Source organism: Flavobacterium resistens, from assembly GCF_900182645.1.
In the GTDB taxonomy this organism is placed as follows: domain Bacteria; phylum Bacteroidota; class Bacteroidia; order Flavobacteriales; family Flavobacteriaceae; genus Flavobacterium; species Flavobacterium resistens.
Map to the genome: position 1 here is coordinate 1 of NZ_FXTA01000005.1, position 14,807 is coordinate 14,807.

The 14,807-nt window shown below is 31.0% G+C and carries 15 protein-coding genes; 11 read left to right on the forward strand and 4 right to left on the reverse strand.

All coding sequences use genetic code 11. The features are described from left to right. Positions 1-824 precede the first annotated feature (824 nt). The 11 genes from thrS (at position 825) to FN795_RS16925 (ending at position 10,867) form a co-directional block, all read left to right on the forward strand. Positions 825-2,771: a threonine--tRNA ligase gene (gene thrS, locus FN795_RS16880; RefSeq protein ID WP_142451736.1), complete on the forward strand. Its 1,947-nt coding sequence runs from the start codon at positions 825-827 to the stop codon at positions 2,769-2,771. 22 nt (positions 2,772-2,793) lie between these two features. Next, a complete protein-coding gene (gene infC / locus FN795_RS16885; RefSeq protein ID WP_081909355.1) occupies positions 2,794-3,345 on the forward strand; it encodes a translation initiation factor IF-3 in 552 nt (183 codons plus the stop codon). A 115-nt stretch (positions 3,346-3,460) separates the two neighbouring features. Further along, positions 3,461-3,658, forward strand: coding sequence for a 50S ribosomal protein L35 (rpmI, locus tag FN795_RS16890; RefSeq protein WP_007810722.1), 198 nt, complete (start codon positions 3,461-3,463; stop codon positions 3,656-3,658). Positions 3,659-3,759: 101 nt separating this feature from the next. Next, a complete protein-coding gene (rplT, locus tag FN795_RS16895; protein WP_035649542.1) occupies positions 3,760-4,104 on the forward strand; it encodes a 50S ribosomal protein L20 in 345 nt (114 codons plus the stop codon). A 151-nt stretch (positions 4,105-4,255) separates the two neighbouring features. Continuing rightward, positions 4,256-4,828 carry a Crp/Fnr family transcriptional regulator gene (locus FN795_RS16900; protein ID WP_142451737.1) on the forward strand — a complete coding sequence of 191 codons (573 nt, stop codon included), beginning with the start codon at positions 4,256-4,258 and terminating at the stop codon, positions 4,826-4,828. A gap of 79 nt (positions 4,829-4,907) precedes the next feature. Continuing rightward, positions 4,908-5,342 carry a carboxymuconolactone decarboxylase family protein gene (locus FN795_RS16905; protein WP_142451738.1) on the forward strand — a complete coding sequence of 145 codons (435 nt, stop codon included), beginning with the start codon at positions 4,908-4,910 and terminating at the stop codon, positions 5,340-5,342. A 168-nt stretch (positions 5,343-5,510) separates the two neighbouring features. Further along, on the forward strand, positions 5,511-7,235 hold the full coding sequence (locus FN795_RS16910) for a tetratricopeptide repeat-containing sensor histidine kinase (protein ID WP_244289995.1): 1,725 nt from the start codon (positions 5,511-5,513) through the stop codon (positions 7,233-7,235). A gap of 161 nt (positions 7,236-7,396) precedes the next feature. Continuing rightward, positions 7,397-9,022 (forward strand): tetratricopeptide repeat-containing sensor histidine kinase, encoded by a 1,626-nt coding sequence (locus FN795_RS16915; RefSeq protein WP_142451739.1) that lies wholly within the window; start codon positions 7,397-7,399, stop codon positions 9,020-9,022. Between the two features lie 11 nt (positions 9,023-9,033). Further along, a complete protein-coding gene (locus FN795_RS16920; protein ID WP_142451740.1) occupies positions 9,034-9,702 on the forward strand; it encodes a DNA-binding transcriptional response regulator in 669 nt (222 codons plus the stop codon). 143 nt (positions 9,703-9,845) lie between these two features. After that, positions 9,846-10,013: a hypothetical protein gene (locus FN795_RS21455; protein WP_154275323.1), complete on the forward strand. Its 168-nt coding sequence runs from the start codon at positions 9,846-9,848 to the stop codon at positions 10,011-10,013. A gap of 50 nt (positions 10,014-10,063) precedes the next feature. Beyond that, positions 10,064-10,867: an endonuclease/exonuclease/phosphatase family protein gene (locus FN795_RS16925; protein ID WP_142451741.1), complete on the forward strand. Its 804-nt coding sequence runs from the start codon at positions 10,064-10,066 to the stop codon at positions 10,865-10,867. Position 10,868: 1 nt separating this feature from the next. Here FN795_RS16925 and FN795_RS16930 read toward each other — a convergent pair whose 3' ends face one another. The 4 genes from FN795_RS16930 to FN795_RS16945 all read right to left on the reverse strand — a co-directional run bounded on the left by FN795_RS16930 (position 10,869) and on the right by FN795_RS16945 (position 14,703). Further along, positions 10,869-12,128, reverse strand: a complete 1,260-nt coding sequence (locus FN795_RS16930; RefSeq protein WP_142451742.1) for an asparagine synthetase B — start codon at positions 12,126-12,128, stop codon at positions 10,869-10,871. 337 nt (positions 12,129-12,465) lie between these two features. Then, positions 12,466-13,131, reverse strand: a complete 666-nt coding sequence (locus FN795_RS16935; RefSeq protein WP_142451743.1) for a response regulator transcription factor — start codon at positions 13,129-13,131, stop codon at positions 12,466-12,468. 113 nt (positions 13,132-13,244) lie between these two features. Beyond that, entirely contained in the window at positions 13,245-14,036 is a 792-nt protein-coding gene (locus FN795_RS16940; protein ID WP_142451744.1) for a sensor histidine kinase, read from the reverse strand. Positions 14,037-14,217: 181 nt separating this feature from the next. Continuing rightward, positions 14,218-14,703 carry a hypothetical protein gene (locus FN795_RS16945; RefSeq protein ID WP_244289996.1) on the reverse strand — a complete coding sequence of 162 codons (486 nt, stop codon included), beginning with the start codon at positions 14,701-14,703 and terminating at the stop codon, positions 14,218-14,220. Between the last annotated feature and the right edge of the window lie 104 nt (positions 14,704-14,807).

Below are 14,807 nucleotides of genomic sequence, written 5' to 3' on the forward strand. Positions count from 1 at the left end.
GGGGTGCAAATGTAAAAAGCATTTTCAAATCTCACAAGCTTTTCGAAATCTTTTTTTGAAAATATTTTTTCATCATGATTCCGTATTCTTGTCAGTATTTCAGTGAACGTCTCTCGTTGTTGCGGGTGCAAAAGTAGAACCTTTATTCAGTTATACAAGCTTTTTCGATGTGTTTTTTTTATCTTTTTTTGGATTATTTCTTAACTCACTGATAACGGATTCTTTACAATCCAAAAAATTTTACCCATCTGTAGCCTTTTTCTGAATTAAGGTGCGGTTTTGATTGTTTCCGGCATTTTTCCGTTCTCCATTTTGTTGATTTTTTAGTCTTCCCCACGCTTTTATGAACAAAAAACAACCTTTTGAAGTCGAACATTTGGCCGTTTTGATCCCCGAAAGACGCAAAAGTCCCGAGTTTTCTTCCTTTCAGCCCCTCCTTTTATACGCAATCTTCCCTTCTCACTCTGGATTTCTCCTCAAAACAGCTCCCATAGCCCCGATAGTAGCGGAAATCCTTTTGCTTTTTTCTTTAAAAAGCAAAAGATTGGAGCGGATAGCGGGAAATAGCTCCTTATACAAAATCCAAAATTCGGTTTTTTTACCCTTATATATAGCATAGCTTTCTATATACATATATATGTATCGAAAAAAAAAAAAAAAAAAAAAAAACGACAGGTTTTCAAAAACTGTCGGGTTGCGTGACTGAAATCTACTATTATATAATGGTAATCATTTTATACATATATAATAGAGTAATCTTCTCAATATATATATTGTATGTATTTTTGTAATCATGTATATTTGCATTCACAAAATTATAAACAATGATCAAGATTACTTTACCCGATGGGTCAATTAGAGAGTTCGCTCAAGGCGTAACTCCAATGGAGGTCGCTAAAAACATTAGCGAAGGTTTTGCACGAAATGTTATTTCTGCATCTTTTAATGGTACAACTATTGAAACCGAGACTCCATTAACGACCGATGGTAATCTTATATTATATACTTGGAATGATGCTGAAGGTAAAAAAGCTTTCTGGCATTCGACTTCGCACGTAATGGCGCAAGCTCTTGAGGAATTATACCCAGGAATTAAATTAACTCTTGGACCCGCAATTGCTAATGGATTCTATTATGATGTTGATTTTGAAGATCAGAAAATTTCTGAAGCAGACTTTAAAAAGATTGAAGACCGTATTCTTGAAATTTCGAGAGGAAAATATGATTTCAAAATGCGTCCTGTAAGCAAAGCAGAGGCTTTGGAAATGTATAAAGATAACGTTTACAAGACTGAATTGATTTCCAACCTTGAAGACGGAACTATAACTTTTTGCGATCACGCAACTTTTACTGATTTATGCCGTGGAGGACACATTCCAAACACAGGAATTATCAAAGCTGTAAAAATAATGAGTGTTGCTGGTGCTTACTGGAGAGGTGATGAGAAAAACAAACAGCTAACTCGTGTTTATGGAACTTCTTTCCCTAAACAGAAAGATTTAACTGAATACCTTGAACTTCTTGAAGAAGCGAAACGTCGTGATCACCGTAAATTAGGAAAAGAATTAGAATTATTTGCTTTCTCACAAAAAGTTGGTCAAGGTTTACCTTTATGGCTGCCAAAAGGTGCTGCACTTAGAGAACGTTTAGAGCAATTCTTAAAGAGAGCTCAAAAGAAAGCAGGTTATGAACAAGTTGTGAGTCCACATATTGGTCAAAAGGAACTTTATGTTACTTCAGGTCACTATGCTAAATATGGCGCTGATAGTTTTCAGCCAATTCATACTCCAGCAGAAGGCGAAGAGTTTTTATTGAAACCAATGAACTGTCCTCACCACTGTGAGATTTATAATGTTCGTCCTTGGTCTTATAAAGATTTACCAAAACGTTATGCTGAATTTGGTACTGTATATAGATATGAGCAATCTGGCGAATTACATGGTTTAACTCGTGTTAGAGGATTTACTCAGGATGATGCGCATATTTTCTGTACTCCAGAACAATTAGACGAAGAGTTTAAAAAAGTAATTGACCTTGTATTATATGTATTTGGTTCATTAGGCTTTGAAAACTTTACAGCTCAGATTTCTTTGAGAGATCAGGAAAACAGAGAAAAGTATATTGGTACGGACGAAAACTGGGAGAAAGCCGAAAATGCTATTATCAACGCAGCAAGAGATAAAGGCCTTAATACTGTTGTTGAATATGGTGAAGCAGCATTTTACGGTCCGAAACTGGATTTCATGGTAAAAGATGCCTTAGGAAGACAATGGCAATTAGGAACAATTCAGGTAGATTACAACTTGCCTGAGCGTTTTGATTTGACTTACAAAGGTGCTGATAATGAATTACATCGACCAGTTATGATTCATAGAGCTCCTTTTGGATCTATGGAACGATTTATAGCAATTTTACTAGAACACACTGCGGGAAATTTCCCACTTTGGCTAATGCCTGAACAGGCTATAATCTTGTCTTTGAGCGAGAAATACGAAAATTATGCTAAAAAAGTTTTAGATTTGCTAGAAAATCACGAAATTCGCGCCCTAATTGACAATCGAAACGAGACAATTGGCAAGAAAATTAGAGATGCAGAAATGCAAAAAATCCCATTTATGCTGATTGTAGGCGAAGAAGAAGAGAAAAACGGTACTATTTCTATTCGCCGCCACGGACAAGAAGGAAAAGGTAACATTACAGTTTCTATTGAAGAATTCGCTTCGATTGTAAACGAAGAAATAAAAAAGACATTAAAAGTTTTTACAGTTTAACTTAAATTATAAAGTCATAGCAATAAGAAGCAACAGAGGTTTTCAACCTCGAGTAGAAAAAAAGGACGCACACAGGATAAATAACAATATTCGTGGTGTACAAGAAGTAAGACTAGTGGGTGAGAACATCGAACCAGGTGTTTTTAAACTTGCAGATGCTTTGCGATTAGCAGATCAGTTCGAATTAGATTTGGTTGAAATTTCACCAAATGCTGAGCCGCCGGTTTGTAAAATCATGGATTACAAGAAATTTGTTTACGAACAAAAGAAACGTGATAAAGCTCTAAAAGCTAAGTCAACTCAGGTTGTAGTAAAAGAAATTCGTTTTGGTCCTCAAACAGATGAGCATGATTATGAATTTAAAAGAAAGAATGCTGAAAAGTTCCTTAAAGAAGGTGCTAAATTAAAAGCTTTCGTATTCTTTAAAGGTCGTTCTATCATCTATAAAGATCAAGGGCAAATTTTATTATTGCGTTTGGCTACGGATTTGGAAGAACATGGTAAAGTTGAAGCGATGCCAGTTTTGGAAGGAAAGAGAATGATTATGTTCATTGCTCCTAAGAAAAAGAAATAAGTCTTAAAGTACAAAGTCTTAAAGTCGAAAGTCATAAACTGACTTTTGACTTTTGCTTTGCAAACTTTCAGATAAAGAAATAAGTAAGTAAGAATAAATTAAAACACTAGGAAAAATGCCTAAAATGAAAACTAAATCTAGCGCTAAGAAACGTTTTAAAGTTACTGGTTCTGGAAAGATTAAAAGAAAGCATGCTTTTAAAAGTCACATCTTGACTAAAAAATCTAAAAAACGTAAATTAGCTTTGACACACTCAGCGCTAGTTCACTCAACAGATATGAAAAGCATCAAACAACAATTAAGAATTATCTAATAATTCTTTAGGTTAAAAAATTATTTATATAACCTTGGAGTATGGCTTTGAAGTTCCTTTGATTCAATTCAGGACGCCTGCTACAAAAACACATTAAAATTATGCCAAGATCGGTAAATTCAGTTGCTAAAAGAGCAAGAAGAAAAAAAATAATGAAGCAAGCCAAAGGTTTCTTTGGAAGACGTAAAAACGTTTGGACAGTTGCTAAGAATGCAGTAGAGAAAGCAATGTGCTACGCTTACCGCGATAGAAAACAAAACAAAAGAAATTTCCGTTCATTATGGATTCAACGTATCAACGCTGGAGCTAGATTAGAAGGAATGTCTTATTCTCAATTCATGGGGAAAGTTAAAGCTAACGGAATCGAATTGAACCGTAAAGTTCTTGCAGATTTAGCTATGAACCACCCAGAAGCTTTCAAAGCTATTCTTAATAAAGTAAAATAAAACGTTTTATAAACTCAATTTAAGATTACTTACTTATTATAGAAAAACCATTCGTTAACGCGAATGGTTTTTTGTTTTTGAACAACTTTCAAATATAGACTTTATGCAAAATAAAATTAAAAAGTAACTTTGCACAAACCAAGCTAGTATTATGTACAAACCACTTTTTGATCATATTGAAAAATTCATTGTTTTAGAACCTTCAGAAATTGATAAATTAGAATCAACTCTTACTCTTTCGAAAATTAAAAAGAAAGAGCATGTATTAGAAGAAGGTCAAATCTGCAGCACTATATATTTTATAATTAAAGGCTGCATAAGGCAATATATTATCAACTCGAAAGGTGCAGAACAAACATTACAGTTTGGCATCGAAAATTGGTGGATTACAGATTATCTGAGCTACCATAATCATATTCCATCCAGCTTTTATTTACAAGCAGTAGAAAACACAGAAGTTATTGCAATCGAAAAAACTGTATTAGAAGCACTTTTAATTGAAATTCCGAGTCTGGAACGATACTTTAGAATTGTATCTCAAAAAACATTTGGCGCAATGCAAATGCGGATTAAATTCTTATTCACTATGTCGGCTGAAGAAAGATATCATCATTTTAACGATCATTTCCCAGAATTTGTTCAACGCGTCCCTCAATATATGATTGCATCTTATTTAGATTTTTCAGCAGAATTTATGAGTAAAATTAGGGCAGGAAAAGTCTAATTCGAATTTCTTGAAGTAGTTCAAGTTTTTACAAGTATACATTACTGACCTTTGTAATGAACTTTTAAAACACATAAAAATGAAATCAAGAATCGTTATCCCACAAGTTGCCCCTGAAGCTTACCAAGCCATGTTAGGCCTAGAAAAATATATTGCTTCTACTTCCCTGTCTCCAGTACACAAGGAGTTAATTAAAATTAGAGCATCGCAAATCAACGGCTGTGCTTACTGTATAAACATGCATACAGCAGATGCAAGAAAATTAGGCGTAACAGAACAACGCATTTATTTGTTAAGTGCTTGGCGCGAAGCTGATTTTTACAGTGAAGAGGAAAAAGCAATATTGGCACTTACTGAAGAAATAACTTTAATCAGTAATCACGTTTCAGAAGAAGTATATCAAAATGCTGCAAAATTATTCGACGAAAAATATCTTGCCGAAATCATTTTAGCTATTATTACAATTAATGCTTGGAACAGAATTGGAATTGCTACCGGAATGAGAGCAGAATAATTTTATAAAGATAAATTTTACAACAAATTCACACGTACACACCCTTCTATTGAAGGGTGTGTTTGTATATGCCTGTAAATGAGATTCCGAAATTTATTTTTTTCAAACTAAAACAAAATACCGTATTTATACGTGGTTGTAAGAAATATAATTTTCTATTTTTGGCGCATGGTTACAAAAAGAATACGATTTTCTTGGCCTATTTTGTTTCTTCTTCTGTTGTTTTTTGCCTGTCAGAAGAAAAAAAATAATACAGAGAAAATCACAAACAATAAGGTCGAAATAGAAAAGATAATTAATGCTGCTGATTTATTTTATAAGAATAAACAGCTTGATAGCGCATTTTATCTTTACAATAAAGCAAGAGCAAACTGTAACCCAAATGAAGATGCTAAAAGCTATGTCTACTGCATGTATTACATGGCCGAAATTCAACAAGACCATGAAGACTTTATTGGAAGCACTATAACAGCGACAGAAACATTTCCCTTTCTAAATAAAATTACTGATTCTGAATACGTATGGAATATCTATAGCGTTTTAGGCAGAAATTATTATTATACTTATGACTACCCGAATGCTATTTATTATTATTCGAAAGCATTTATTTTAAAAAGTGATCGAATTAATAAACTTGAAGCAAAAAATAATATTGCAGTTATTTATATAAAACAGCAAAAATTCAATAAAGCACTGCGAATTTTTCTTTCAATAAGTAAAGAAAAAATTATACAACAAAACCCTGCATATTATTCAAAAATACTCGATTATATTGGGCATTGCTATTATAGACTTAAGGATCCTAGAGCATTACCTTATTTTCAAAAAAGTATTGAAATAAAGTCCGAAGCAAAAGATCAAGATGGTTTAGGTCGAACTTATTATAATCTTGCTGACTATTATAAAAAGTACGATGCTGCTTTATCGATGAAGTATGCAAAATTAAGTTACGAAAATTTCACTGCGGCCGGCAATATTGATGATTGTTTACTTTCTCTAAAATTGATTATAAATAATAGCTCAGATATAGAGACTAAGAGAAATACACTTACTTACATAAAATTAGTAGATAGTATTTATGAAGTAAGACAAAAAGCAAAAAATAAATTTGCAAAAATTAAATATGATTCTAAAAAAGAAAAAATAGAAAATCTAAAACTAAAGGCTCAAAAAATTAAAAATGAACTTCAAATAGAAAAACAGGAAAGAAGAAATATCATTTCATACGTCATAATCATAATAGCATTATGCCTTATTATCTTTCTTTATTTTTATTTAACCGCACGAGCAAATCGTGAAAAAATTGAAGCAACTTATCAGAGTGAAACCAGAATTTCAAAAAAATTACACGATGAATTAGCTAATGATGTCTATCATGCTATGGCATTTGTAGAAAACAGAAATCTTTCTGTTGAAGAAAACAATACTCATTTATTAAAAAAGATAGATGAAATTTATTCCCGAACAAGAAATATTTCAAAAGAAAACAATCCCGTTTCGAATGATCAAAACTATACTTCCCAGCTTAAAGAAATGATTTCGAAATTCGACAATTCTAATGTAAATCTTTTGCTAAATGGATTGGACACAATTTCGTGGAATAAAGTCGATAAAACAAAAAAAATAGCTGTTTACAGGGCCATACAGGAACTACTTGTAAATATGAAAAAACATAGTGAGGCCAGCTTAGTTGCAATAACTTTTAAAGAAAAAGACAATAATACTATTATAATCAATTATGCTGATAATGGAAAAGGAATAGATACATCCAAAATGATTTTAAAAAACGGTTTACATAATATGGAAAACCGAATTCATAGTATTCAAGGCGAAATTGATATTTATTCCGAGTTTGGAAAAGGTTTTAAAGTTCAAATTAAATTCCCACTATGATGATTAAGAACTTAATTCGCTTTTTACGAAAAAAACACATAGCCTTTTACTTGCTATTCTTTTCTATAGTTTTGGCAACAATTTTTTCTATACAATTTTCTCAGGCAAAAAGTCTACAGATAAAATACATCCAAAAAGACCGTACAGCCGAAATAAAACAAATGCAGGATAAAGCATTTATTTTTTTCAATTCAGGAAAACATGATAGCGCATTTTTTTATTTCAATAAAACACAGTTATTATGTGAGCCAAAAACAGATTATGCAGATTATTATGTTGAATCATTAAACTATATGGTAGAAATATTGCAGCGATATGGCAATTATTACGAAGCAGAAACTACACTTATAAAAGCATTTCCTTACTTAGAAAAAACAACCAATATAAAATATGCTGTTAATTCTTATACATTTATGGGCTACAACTATTTGTATACCTATGATTACGAAAAGGCATTATATTACCATAAAAAGGCATTAAAAAAAGCAGTATCTACATTTAGAAAATCACGAATATTGTCTGAAATTGCATTTGTCTATATGCAACAAAAAAAATATCAAGAGGCTATAAATTTATTAGAACCAATAGTTAAATATAAAATTGAAGATAAAATAACCCCTTCAAAGACAAATTATCAACGTGCAGCTATTTTATATAATCTAGGCCTTTCCTATTTATATCTCGGAAATCATAAAGAACAAGCATTCAAATGCTTCGACGAAAGCTTAAAAATTACACTAACACTGAACGATGATTATGAACTAATTGGCAGTTATCATGCTTTTTATAAATATTATGAAAAGTACAACAATCCAGAGCTGAAAAAAATTAATGCGGAGAAAGCTTACTATTGTGCAAAAAGGGCAAAATCTTCGACAAATGAAATTAATATGTTGGCCCAACTTATTGAGGCTGATGATGCCAAAAATTCAAAAAAATATTGGAAAATTTATATTAGAAAGATTGACAGTCTTATTGTAAACAGAAAAAAAGCAAAAAATCAATTTGCTGATGTTATATACAATTCAAAAAAAGATAAAGACGAAAATCTAGAACTAAAAAATCAAAAAGCGGAAAAAGAATTACAACTAGAAAGACAAAAAAATCGTAATATCATTCTATATATTTCTATAATTTTTGTTCTTTCAGCGTTTCTATTTCTATTTTTCCATCTTTTCAAAAAAAGTAAAAAAGAAAAAAATGAAGCCATCTATACAAGCGAAACGAGAATTTCTAAAAAATTAGATACTGAACTTGCTAACGATTTGTATCAAACCTTAATTCTCATCAAAAAAGGAAGTCTGGAACAAAATGAAAATAAAAATCAGCTTTTAAATAATCTTGAAAAAATATATTCGAAGACCAGAAACATTTCTAAAGAAAACAGTTTTATTACCACTGATGAAAATTATCCATCTGAATTAAAAGAAATGATTTCAGGTTACAAAACCGATAAAGTGAATATTCTTCTTCAAGGCTTTGATACTGTACGCTGGAATCAAATTGAGAAAAACAAAAAAATCATTCTCTACAGAGTACTTCAGGAAATGTTTCGCAACATGAAAAATCATAGCGAGGCAAGTTTGGCTAGTGTCACTTTGAAAATATCTAATAATATTTTAACCGTTTCGTATGCAGATAATGGCATTGGAACGACGAAAAGTTCTCTAATTCTTCAAAATGGTCTTCAAAATGTGGAAAACCGTATAAAAACTATAAAAGGAACTATTACTTTTGATAAAAATTCTGACAAAGGTTTTAAAGTAAGTTTTACATTCCCAATTTAAAAGAAAATTATATGTTCAAAAAGGTTTTAGTTGCCGAAGATCTAGACAGCATAAGCATAGCTGTAATTCAAGTACTTGAAGATTTAAAAGTTCCTGTAATCGACCATGTAAAATATTGTGATGATGGTTTATTAAAAATAAAAAAAGCAATTGCTGATAATGCCCCTTATGATTTATTAATTAGTGATTTATCATTTAAGATTGATCATAGAAAAAACCAGCTGACTAGTGGTGAAGATCTTGTTGAAGCCGCAAATAAAGTACAGCCGGAGTTAAAAAAAATTATTTTTTCTATAGAAGACAAATCGTATCGCATAAAATCATTATTCAATGATTTGGGTATTAATGCATATGTATCTAAAGGTAGAAATAGTATCGAAGAATTAAGAAAAGCTATTGAAAAAGTTTATCAGAATGAAGAAAAAATATTATCATCTGATTTATCTTTTAGTTTTAGTGACAAATCTCTGATTGAAATTGAATCGTATGATATTTCAATTTTATCGCTTTTAGCAAAAGGCTATATTTTAGAGCATATTTCAAATGAATTCAAAGCATTATCTATAACTCCAAATGGAACTAGCAGTATCGAAAAACGAATCAACAAATTAAAAATATATTTTAAAGCAAATAATAATGTTCATTTGATTGCTATTGCAAAAGATTTCGGATTAGTTTAATTAACATTTTCATTACGGTTTTCCGTAAGGAAATGTCTTTTTATACTCATAAATTTGTGTACAATTCTATTAACTGACCAATGAAACCTAAATATCGCATTAATTTTTTAACAAAAATTAATACAACCAAAAACAGAATTATTATGAAAACAATGCTTCTTTGTATCTTTTTATCTGTAAGTTTTGCATTTGTATCTGAAAAATCAGGTGGTTATGAAATTGAATGGAAAATGATTTTTATTCCGGCACTGCTAGTATTACAAATCATTATTATTTCGACTGCATTAAAAAACAGATACAAAAAGAATTAATTCCTTCGAGTCAAAACTTGTAATGCTTATATTTGAATTTTAGATTTCGAATGAAAACCATTTTAAGCATTGTCCTTTCTTTTTTTACGTTTCTTTCTTTTTCACAAACAAAAATTCTGTCCTGGAATTTAGAAAATTATGGGAAATCAAAATCTGAATCCGAAATAAACTTTATCGCAAATGTAGTTCTCGACTACGATATCATTGCCATTCAAGAAGTTGTTGCCGGTTATGGCGGAGCTCAGGCAATTGCAAAACTTACTTCAGTTTTAAACGAAAAAGGCTCAAAATGGGCTTATACAATCAGTGACCCAACAACCAGCAGCAGCTATAAGGCCGAACGTTATGCCTTTATCTGGAAAACAAGTAAAGCAAAATTAAAAGGAAAACCGTGGCTTGAAAAAAGATATACTTTAGAAATTGATCGCGAACCTTATTATGCCACATTTGAAATTGGCAAAAAAACCTTCACTTTAAGTAACTTTCACGCCATCACCAAAAGCAAAAACCCAGAAACCGAAATAAAATATTTTAAATTTATACCTAACTCCTACCCTGATTTAAATCTGATTTTTATGGGGGACTTTAATTGCCCGCAATCACATACGGTATTTTTTCCATTAAAGAAAATGGGATATACTTCTGCTTTAAAAAATCAAAAAACGACATTAAAGCAAAAATGTAAAAATGCCGAATGCCTAGCTTCAGAATTTGATAATATATTTTACAAAACGGTAAATGTAAACTATTTAAATTCAGGCATAATTCCATTTCACAAAAAGTTTAATTCATTGGCAGAAGCCCGAAAAATATCCGATCATTTACCAATTTGGCTGGAATTTTCTTTAAATTAATTTAGGTCTTAAGTTTCTTCTTTTTTGCCGCAGGAAATAAAACATTGTTCAAAATTAATCGGTAACCGGGAGAATTAGGATGCAAATCTAAAACAGTTGGCGGATCTCCGACTTGATGCTGGAAATCTTCAGGATCATGTCCTCCAAAAAAAGTAAACATCCCTTTTCCTTTTTCTCCATGAATGTATCTTGATTCACCATTTAATTCACAGGTTCCCATTATTAAAACATTAGATTTAATTAATGCGGTATCAAACGAAGTCGTTTGCCCCATAAATCCTTTAACCAACTGAGTGTGGTTTTGACATAACATACTCGGAATTGGATCCCATTTTGCTGAAAATTCCATTAAAGTAAAATAATCTTTTTCCATTGGAACTTTACGTTTTAGTGTCATATCAATATCCGAAAATTCATAAACTTCTGGCCTTCTTTCCAAAGTGAAATTTTTAAAAGCAAATGAATTTCCATAATCTAATTTTGACTGATAATTAGAATCACTTGGGTCACCATCAAACATAGCTTCACAAATATCAACACCATCAGCGGCAAGTGCAATATCAAAACTATCTGTTGCAGAGCACATGGCAAACATAAAACCGCCACCAATTACAAAATCACGAATTTTTTTGGCAACAGCTCCTTTTTCCTGCGAAACTTTGGCATAACCTAATTTTGCAGCCAAAGCCTCAGCATCCTTTTTCTGATCAATATACCAGGGCGTATTTTTATATGCCGCATAAAACTTACCATATTGCCCCGTAAAATCCTCATGATGCAAGTGGAGCCAATCATATAATAAGAGTTGATCACTCAAAACTTCTTCATCATATATTGGTGTAAAAGGAATCTCAGCATAAGTTAGAACCAATGTTACCGCATCATCCCAAGGTTGTTTTCCCTTTGGAGTATATACCGCAATTTTTGGGGCTTTTTCCAAAATAACCGACTCCATATTTTGAGACGGACTGGAAATCTCATTTAAAATTGCCGCTTCTTCACTATCAGATAAAACTTCAAAGCTTACACCTCGAATTTTACATTCTTTCCTAATTTCTTCGGCATCAGGCAATAAAAATGAACCCCCTCTATAATTTAGAAGCCAGCTTGCCTTATAATCTTTACTTAAACACCAATAGGTAATTCCGTAAGCTTTAAGGTGATTTTGCTGTGTCGTTTCGTCCATTGGAAGTAAAATAAAGGACGCTTTTGCTGAAAACGAAAGCAATACTATAAAGATAAAAACTAAACTCTTCTTCATTAAAAAATTATTTTAGTAAAGATATAAAGGAAGCATGTAAAATACTATAGTTGCTCTTGTTTTATGATTGAAAGAAAAGTTAAAAAAAATTAACTTTTTATATTTAAGAATGTAAAAACAGGTATAAACACCTATTTCACAAAAACAAATTCTAACTACATTTGGTATCCCAAATCATTGAGAGATAAATCAATGAAAATAGAAATTATGAAATTTAACGAAAGTAATAACCAGCCAAAAGGATTAAATGTCATTCAAAAAATTGGGATTTGCGTACTTGTTCTTACCATTATCTTGTATTACGTTCTGTCAATACAATTTCTAACAGCCTAAAAAATTATAGCGTCAAAACGGCAATTTCATTTTGTATCGCATACACAACTAATCCAGCAATATTTCTTGATTCTGTTTTAAGAAGCAAATTATTGCGATGCCCCTCAACTGTTCTCGGACTTAAAAAAAGACGTTCTGCAATTTCAGTAGTTGTTTTTTGCTGGCATATAAGTTGGAGAATTTCAATTTCACGAGGAGAAAGAAAACTAGTTTCCAGATTAACTTTTGATGTTTTTGATGAAACAATCGTTTCCTGAATTATTTTTAATACATTCTCGTTATAATAAAATCCTTTTTTTGCAACTTCATTTATAGTATGTATCAAATCCTTTGGAGTTGTATTTTTTATAAGATAGGCAACAGCACCAACCTGAATCATATTGGCTATAAATGATTTTGTATCGTAGCTGGTAAGTGCAATTATTTTAATATCCGGATAAGATTTACGAATGATTTTTGTTGCTTCGACACCGTTGAGAACTGGCATCTTCAAATCCATTATAATAATATCAGGTTTTGTTTCGCTTTCTTCTAAGCTGGCAAGAAGTTCTTCACCATTAGATGCTTCAAAAATAATTTCTATATTTTCTTCTCTCTGCAACAAAAAGGCAATTCCTTTTCGAAATAAAACTTCATCATCTACTAAAGCAATTTTAACAGCAGCTTTCATTTTTTATTCTGTTTTGGTCATTTGGTCTGCCGAATTTACAAAATATGTAGCAAACAATAACTCAAGAAAGCTAATATGTCGATTTAAAACTACAAATAATACACCATTTTAACTTAAAATGTAAAATTTGCAGTGAAACCTTTATTTTTTTCTGAAGAAATTTGAATCGTTCCTTTTAAGAAAGAAATTCGGCTCTCAATATTTTTCATTCCGAGTCCTTTTTGATTTTCAGCATTTTTACTATCAAAACCAATTCCGTTATCATGATAATTACAAGTTGAAATTCCATTTTCATCAGAGAAAGAAATTTTGATTTCAGTTGCTTTTCCATGTCGAAGTGAATTACTCATAAATTCCTGAAGAATTCTAAAAATGTGCAAATGGCGATCAATATCTTTTTCATCAAAATCAATCTCATTTTTATAAAACACTTTTACCGATTTACTGGTTTCAAATTCTGCACATAACTCTTCCACGCCTGCGTTAAGTCCAAATTTTTCAAAAACCGGAGGCAGTAAGTTGTGTGCAATTTTTCGGGAATTTTCTAATGCTTTAGCGGTAAGGTCAATAATATTTTCTGTAATTTCTTTAACTTCAGATTCAGTTAAATTTGGTGCAGATAACAAATGTGTGTTTAACGAAACAATATTTAGTTTAGAACTAATATCATCATGAAGATCTTGGGCAATTCGTTTTCTTTCCTCTTCCTGAGTAACAATAATTGCATGCAACTGTTCTCTTTGATGGAAGATTTCAAGATCTCTTTTTTCTAGTTCTTTCTGAGTTATTTTTTTTCGCGAAAAATAAAAAAACAAGATTAAAACAAGCCCCATTAATAAAAAAGAGACACAACTGAATATTGCGGTTGCAACAATTTCGGATTCTTGGATTGCTTGAGCTCTCATAATTATTTTAATAAATTTTGTTTTTTACACTTTTGAACTGAAATTCATAGTGAATTTTCAAATAAAACTCTCTCACCATTTTTATCGTGAGAGAGTTTCAATATTTTCCTAAGAAATTAAATCTTAATATGGAAGTGAAGGACGTACATCGTAAACATCCAGAGGAACATCTATTTTTTAATTAATTAGAATTAATTGTCTTCGTTCTGGAATAACTTACTTTCCATTCGTACAAGAAAAATAAATGATATACTATAACCAAACCAGCATTTAAAGTCCAAGTTATCAGATTAAAATCCTTACTGAATTTTGCAGTCAAATTTCCAATTAGAAATAAAATTGTACTTGCGAACAGATACAATAAAATGCCCATATTGATAAAATAAAACTCTTTTTTTTCATCAAGCATATTATAAAAATGAAAAACTGCGTAAATAATTAACAAAAACGAAGTAATAAAAATTTCATATAAATTAAATTTCAAAAACATTTCTGGCTTTAAACCATATTGAATACCTAAGGTCAACAAAACTAGCACAAATCCAATTTTAATAACTTTCTTCTGGAATTGATCTTTTACTAATTTTAAATAAAAAATACTCAGTGCAATAAACTGTCCAATAAAATAAATATGCGATAAAAATAAATTACTAACTTTTTTCATCATACATATTCTTGCTGCAATCTGTACACAAACAATAATTAGCAAGTAAATTACAAACACTTTATATGCCTTGTTTTTTCCAGGGAATTTTATGGTATACAAAATAA

What these genes read in the sequence shown, in the direction of transcription:
- FN795_RS21455 (WP_154275323.1), top strand. Translation starts at nt 9,846, where the DNA reads ATGAAAACAATGCTTCTTTGTATCTTTTTATCTGTAAGTTTTGCATTT.
- FN795_RS16945 (WP_244289996.1), bottom strand. Translation starts at nt 14,703, where the DNA reads ATGATGAAAAAAGTTAGTAATTTATTTTTATCGCATATTTATTTTATT.
- FN795_RS16920 (WP_142451740.1), top strand. Translation starts at nt 9,034, where the DNA reads ATGTTCAAAAAGGTTTTAGTTGCCGAAGATCTAGACAGCATAAGCATA.
- thrS (WP_142451736.1), top strand. Translation starts at nt 825, where the DNA reads ATGATCAAGATTACTTTACCCGATGGGTCAATTAGAGAGTTCGCTCAA.
- FN795_RS16930 (WP_142451742.1), bottom strand. Translation starts at nt 12,128, where the DNA reads ATGAAGAAGAGTTTAGTTTTTATCTTTATAGTATTGCTTTCGTTTTCA.
- FN795_RS16940 (WP_142451744.1), bottom strand. Translation starts at nt 14,036, where the DNA reads ATGAGAGCTCAAGCAATCCAAGAATCCGAAATTGTTGCAACCGCAATA.
- rpmI (WP_007810722.1), top strand. Translation starts at nt 3,461, where the DNA reads ATGCCTAAAATGAAAACTAAATCTAGCGCTAAGAAACGTTTTAAAGTT.
- FN795_RS16905 (WP_142451738.1), top strand. Translation starts at nt 4,908, where the DNA reads ATGAAATCAAGAATCGTTATCCCACAAGTTGCCCCTGAAGCTTACCAA.
- FN795_RS16900 (WP_142451737.1), top strand. Translation starts at nt 4,256, where the DNA reads ATGTACAAACCACTTTTTGATCATATTGAAAAATTCATTGTTTTAGAA.
- rplT (WP_035649542.1), top strand. Translation starts at nt 3,760, where the DNA reads ATGCCAAGATCGGTAAATTCAGTTGCTAAAAGAGCAAGAAGAAAAAAA.
- FN795_RS16910 (WP_244289995.1), top strand. Translation starts at nt 5,511, where the DNA reads ATGGTTACAAAAAGAATACGATTTTCTTGGCCTATTTTGTTTCTTCTT.
- FN795_RS16925 (WP_142451741.1), top strand. Translation starts at nt 10,064, where the DNA reads ATGAAAACCATTTTAAGCATTGTCCTTTCTTTTTTTACGTTTCTTTCT.
- FN795_RS16915 (WP_142451739.1), top strand. Translation starts at nt 7,397, where the DNA reads ATGCAGGATAAAGCATTTATTTTTTTCAATTCAGGAAAACATGATAGC.
- FN795_RS16935 (WP_142451743.1), bottom strand. Translation starts at nt 13,131, where the DNA reads ATGAAAGCTGCTGTTAAAATTGCTTTAGTAGATGATGAAGTTTTATTT.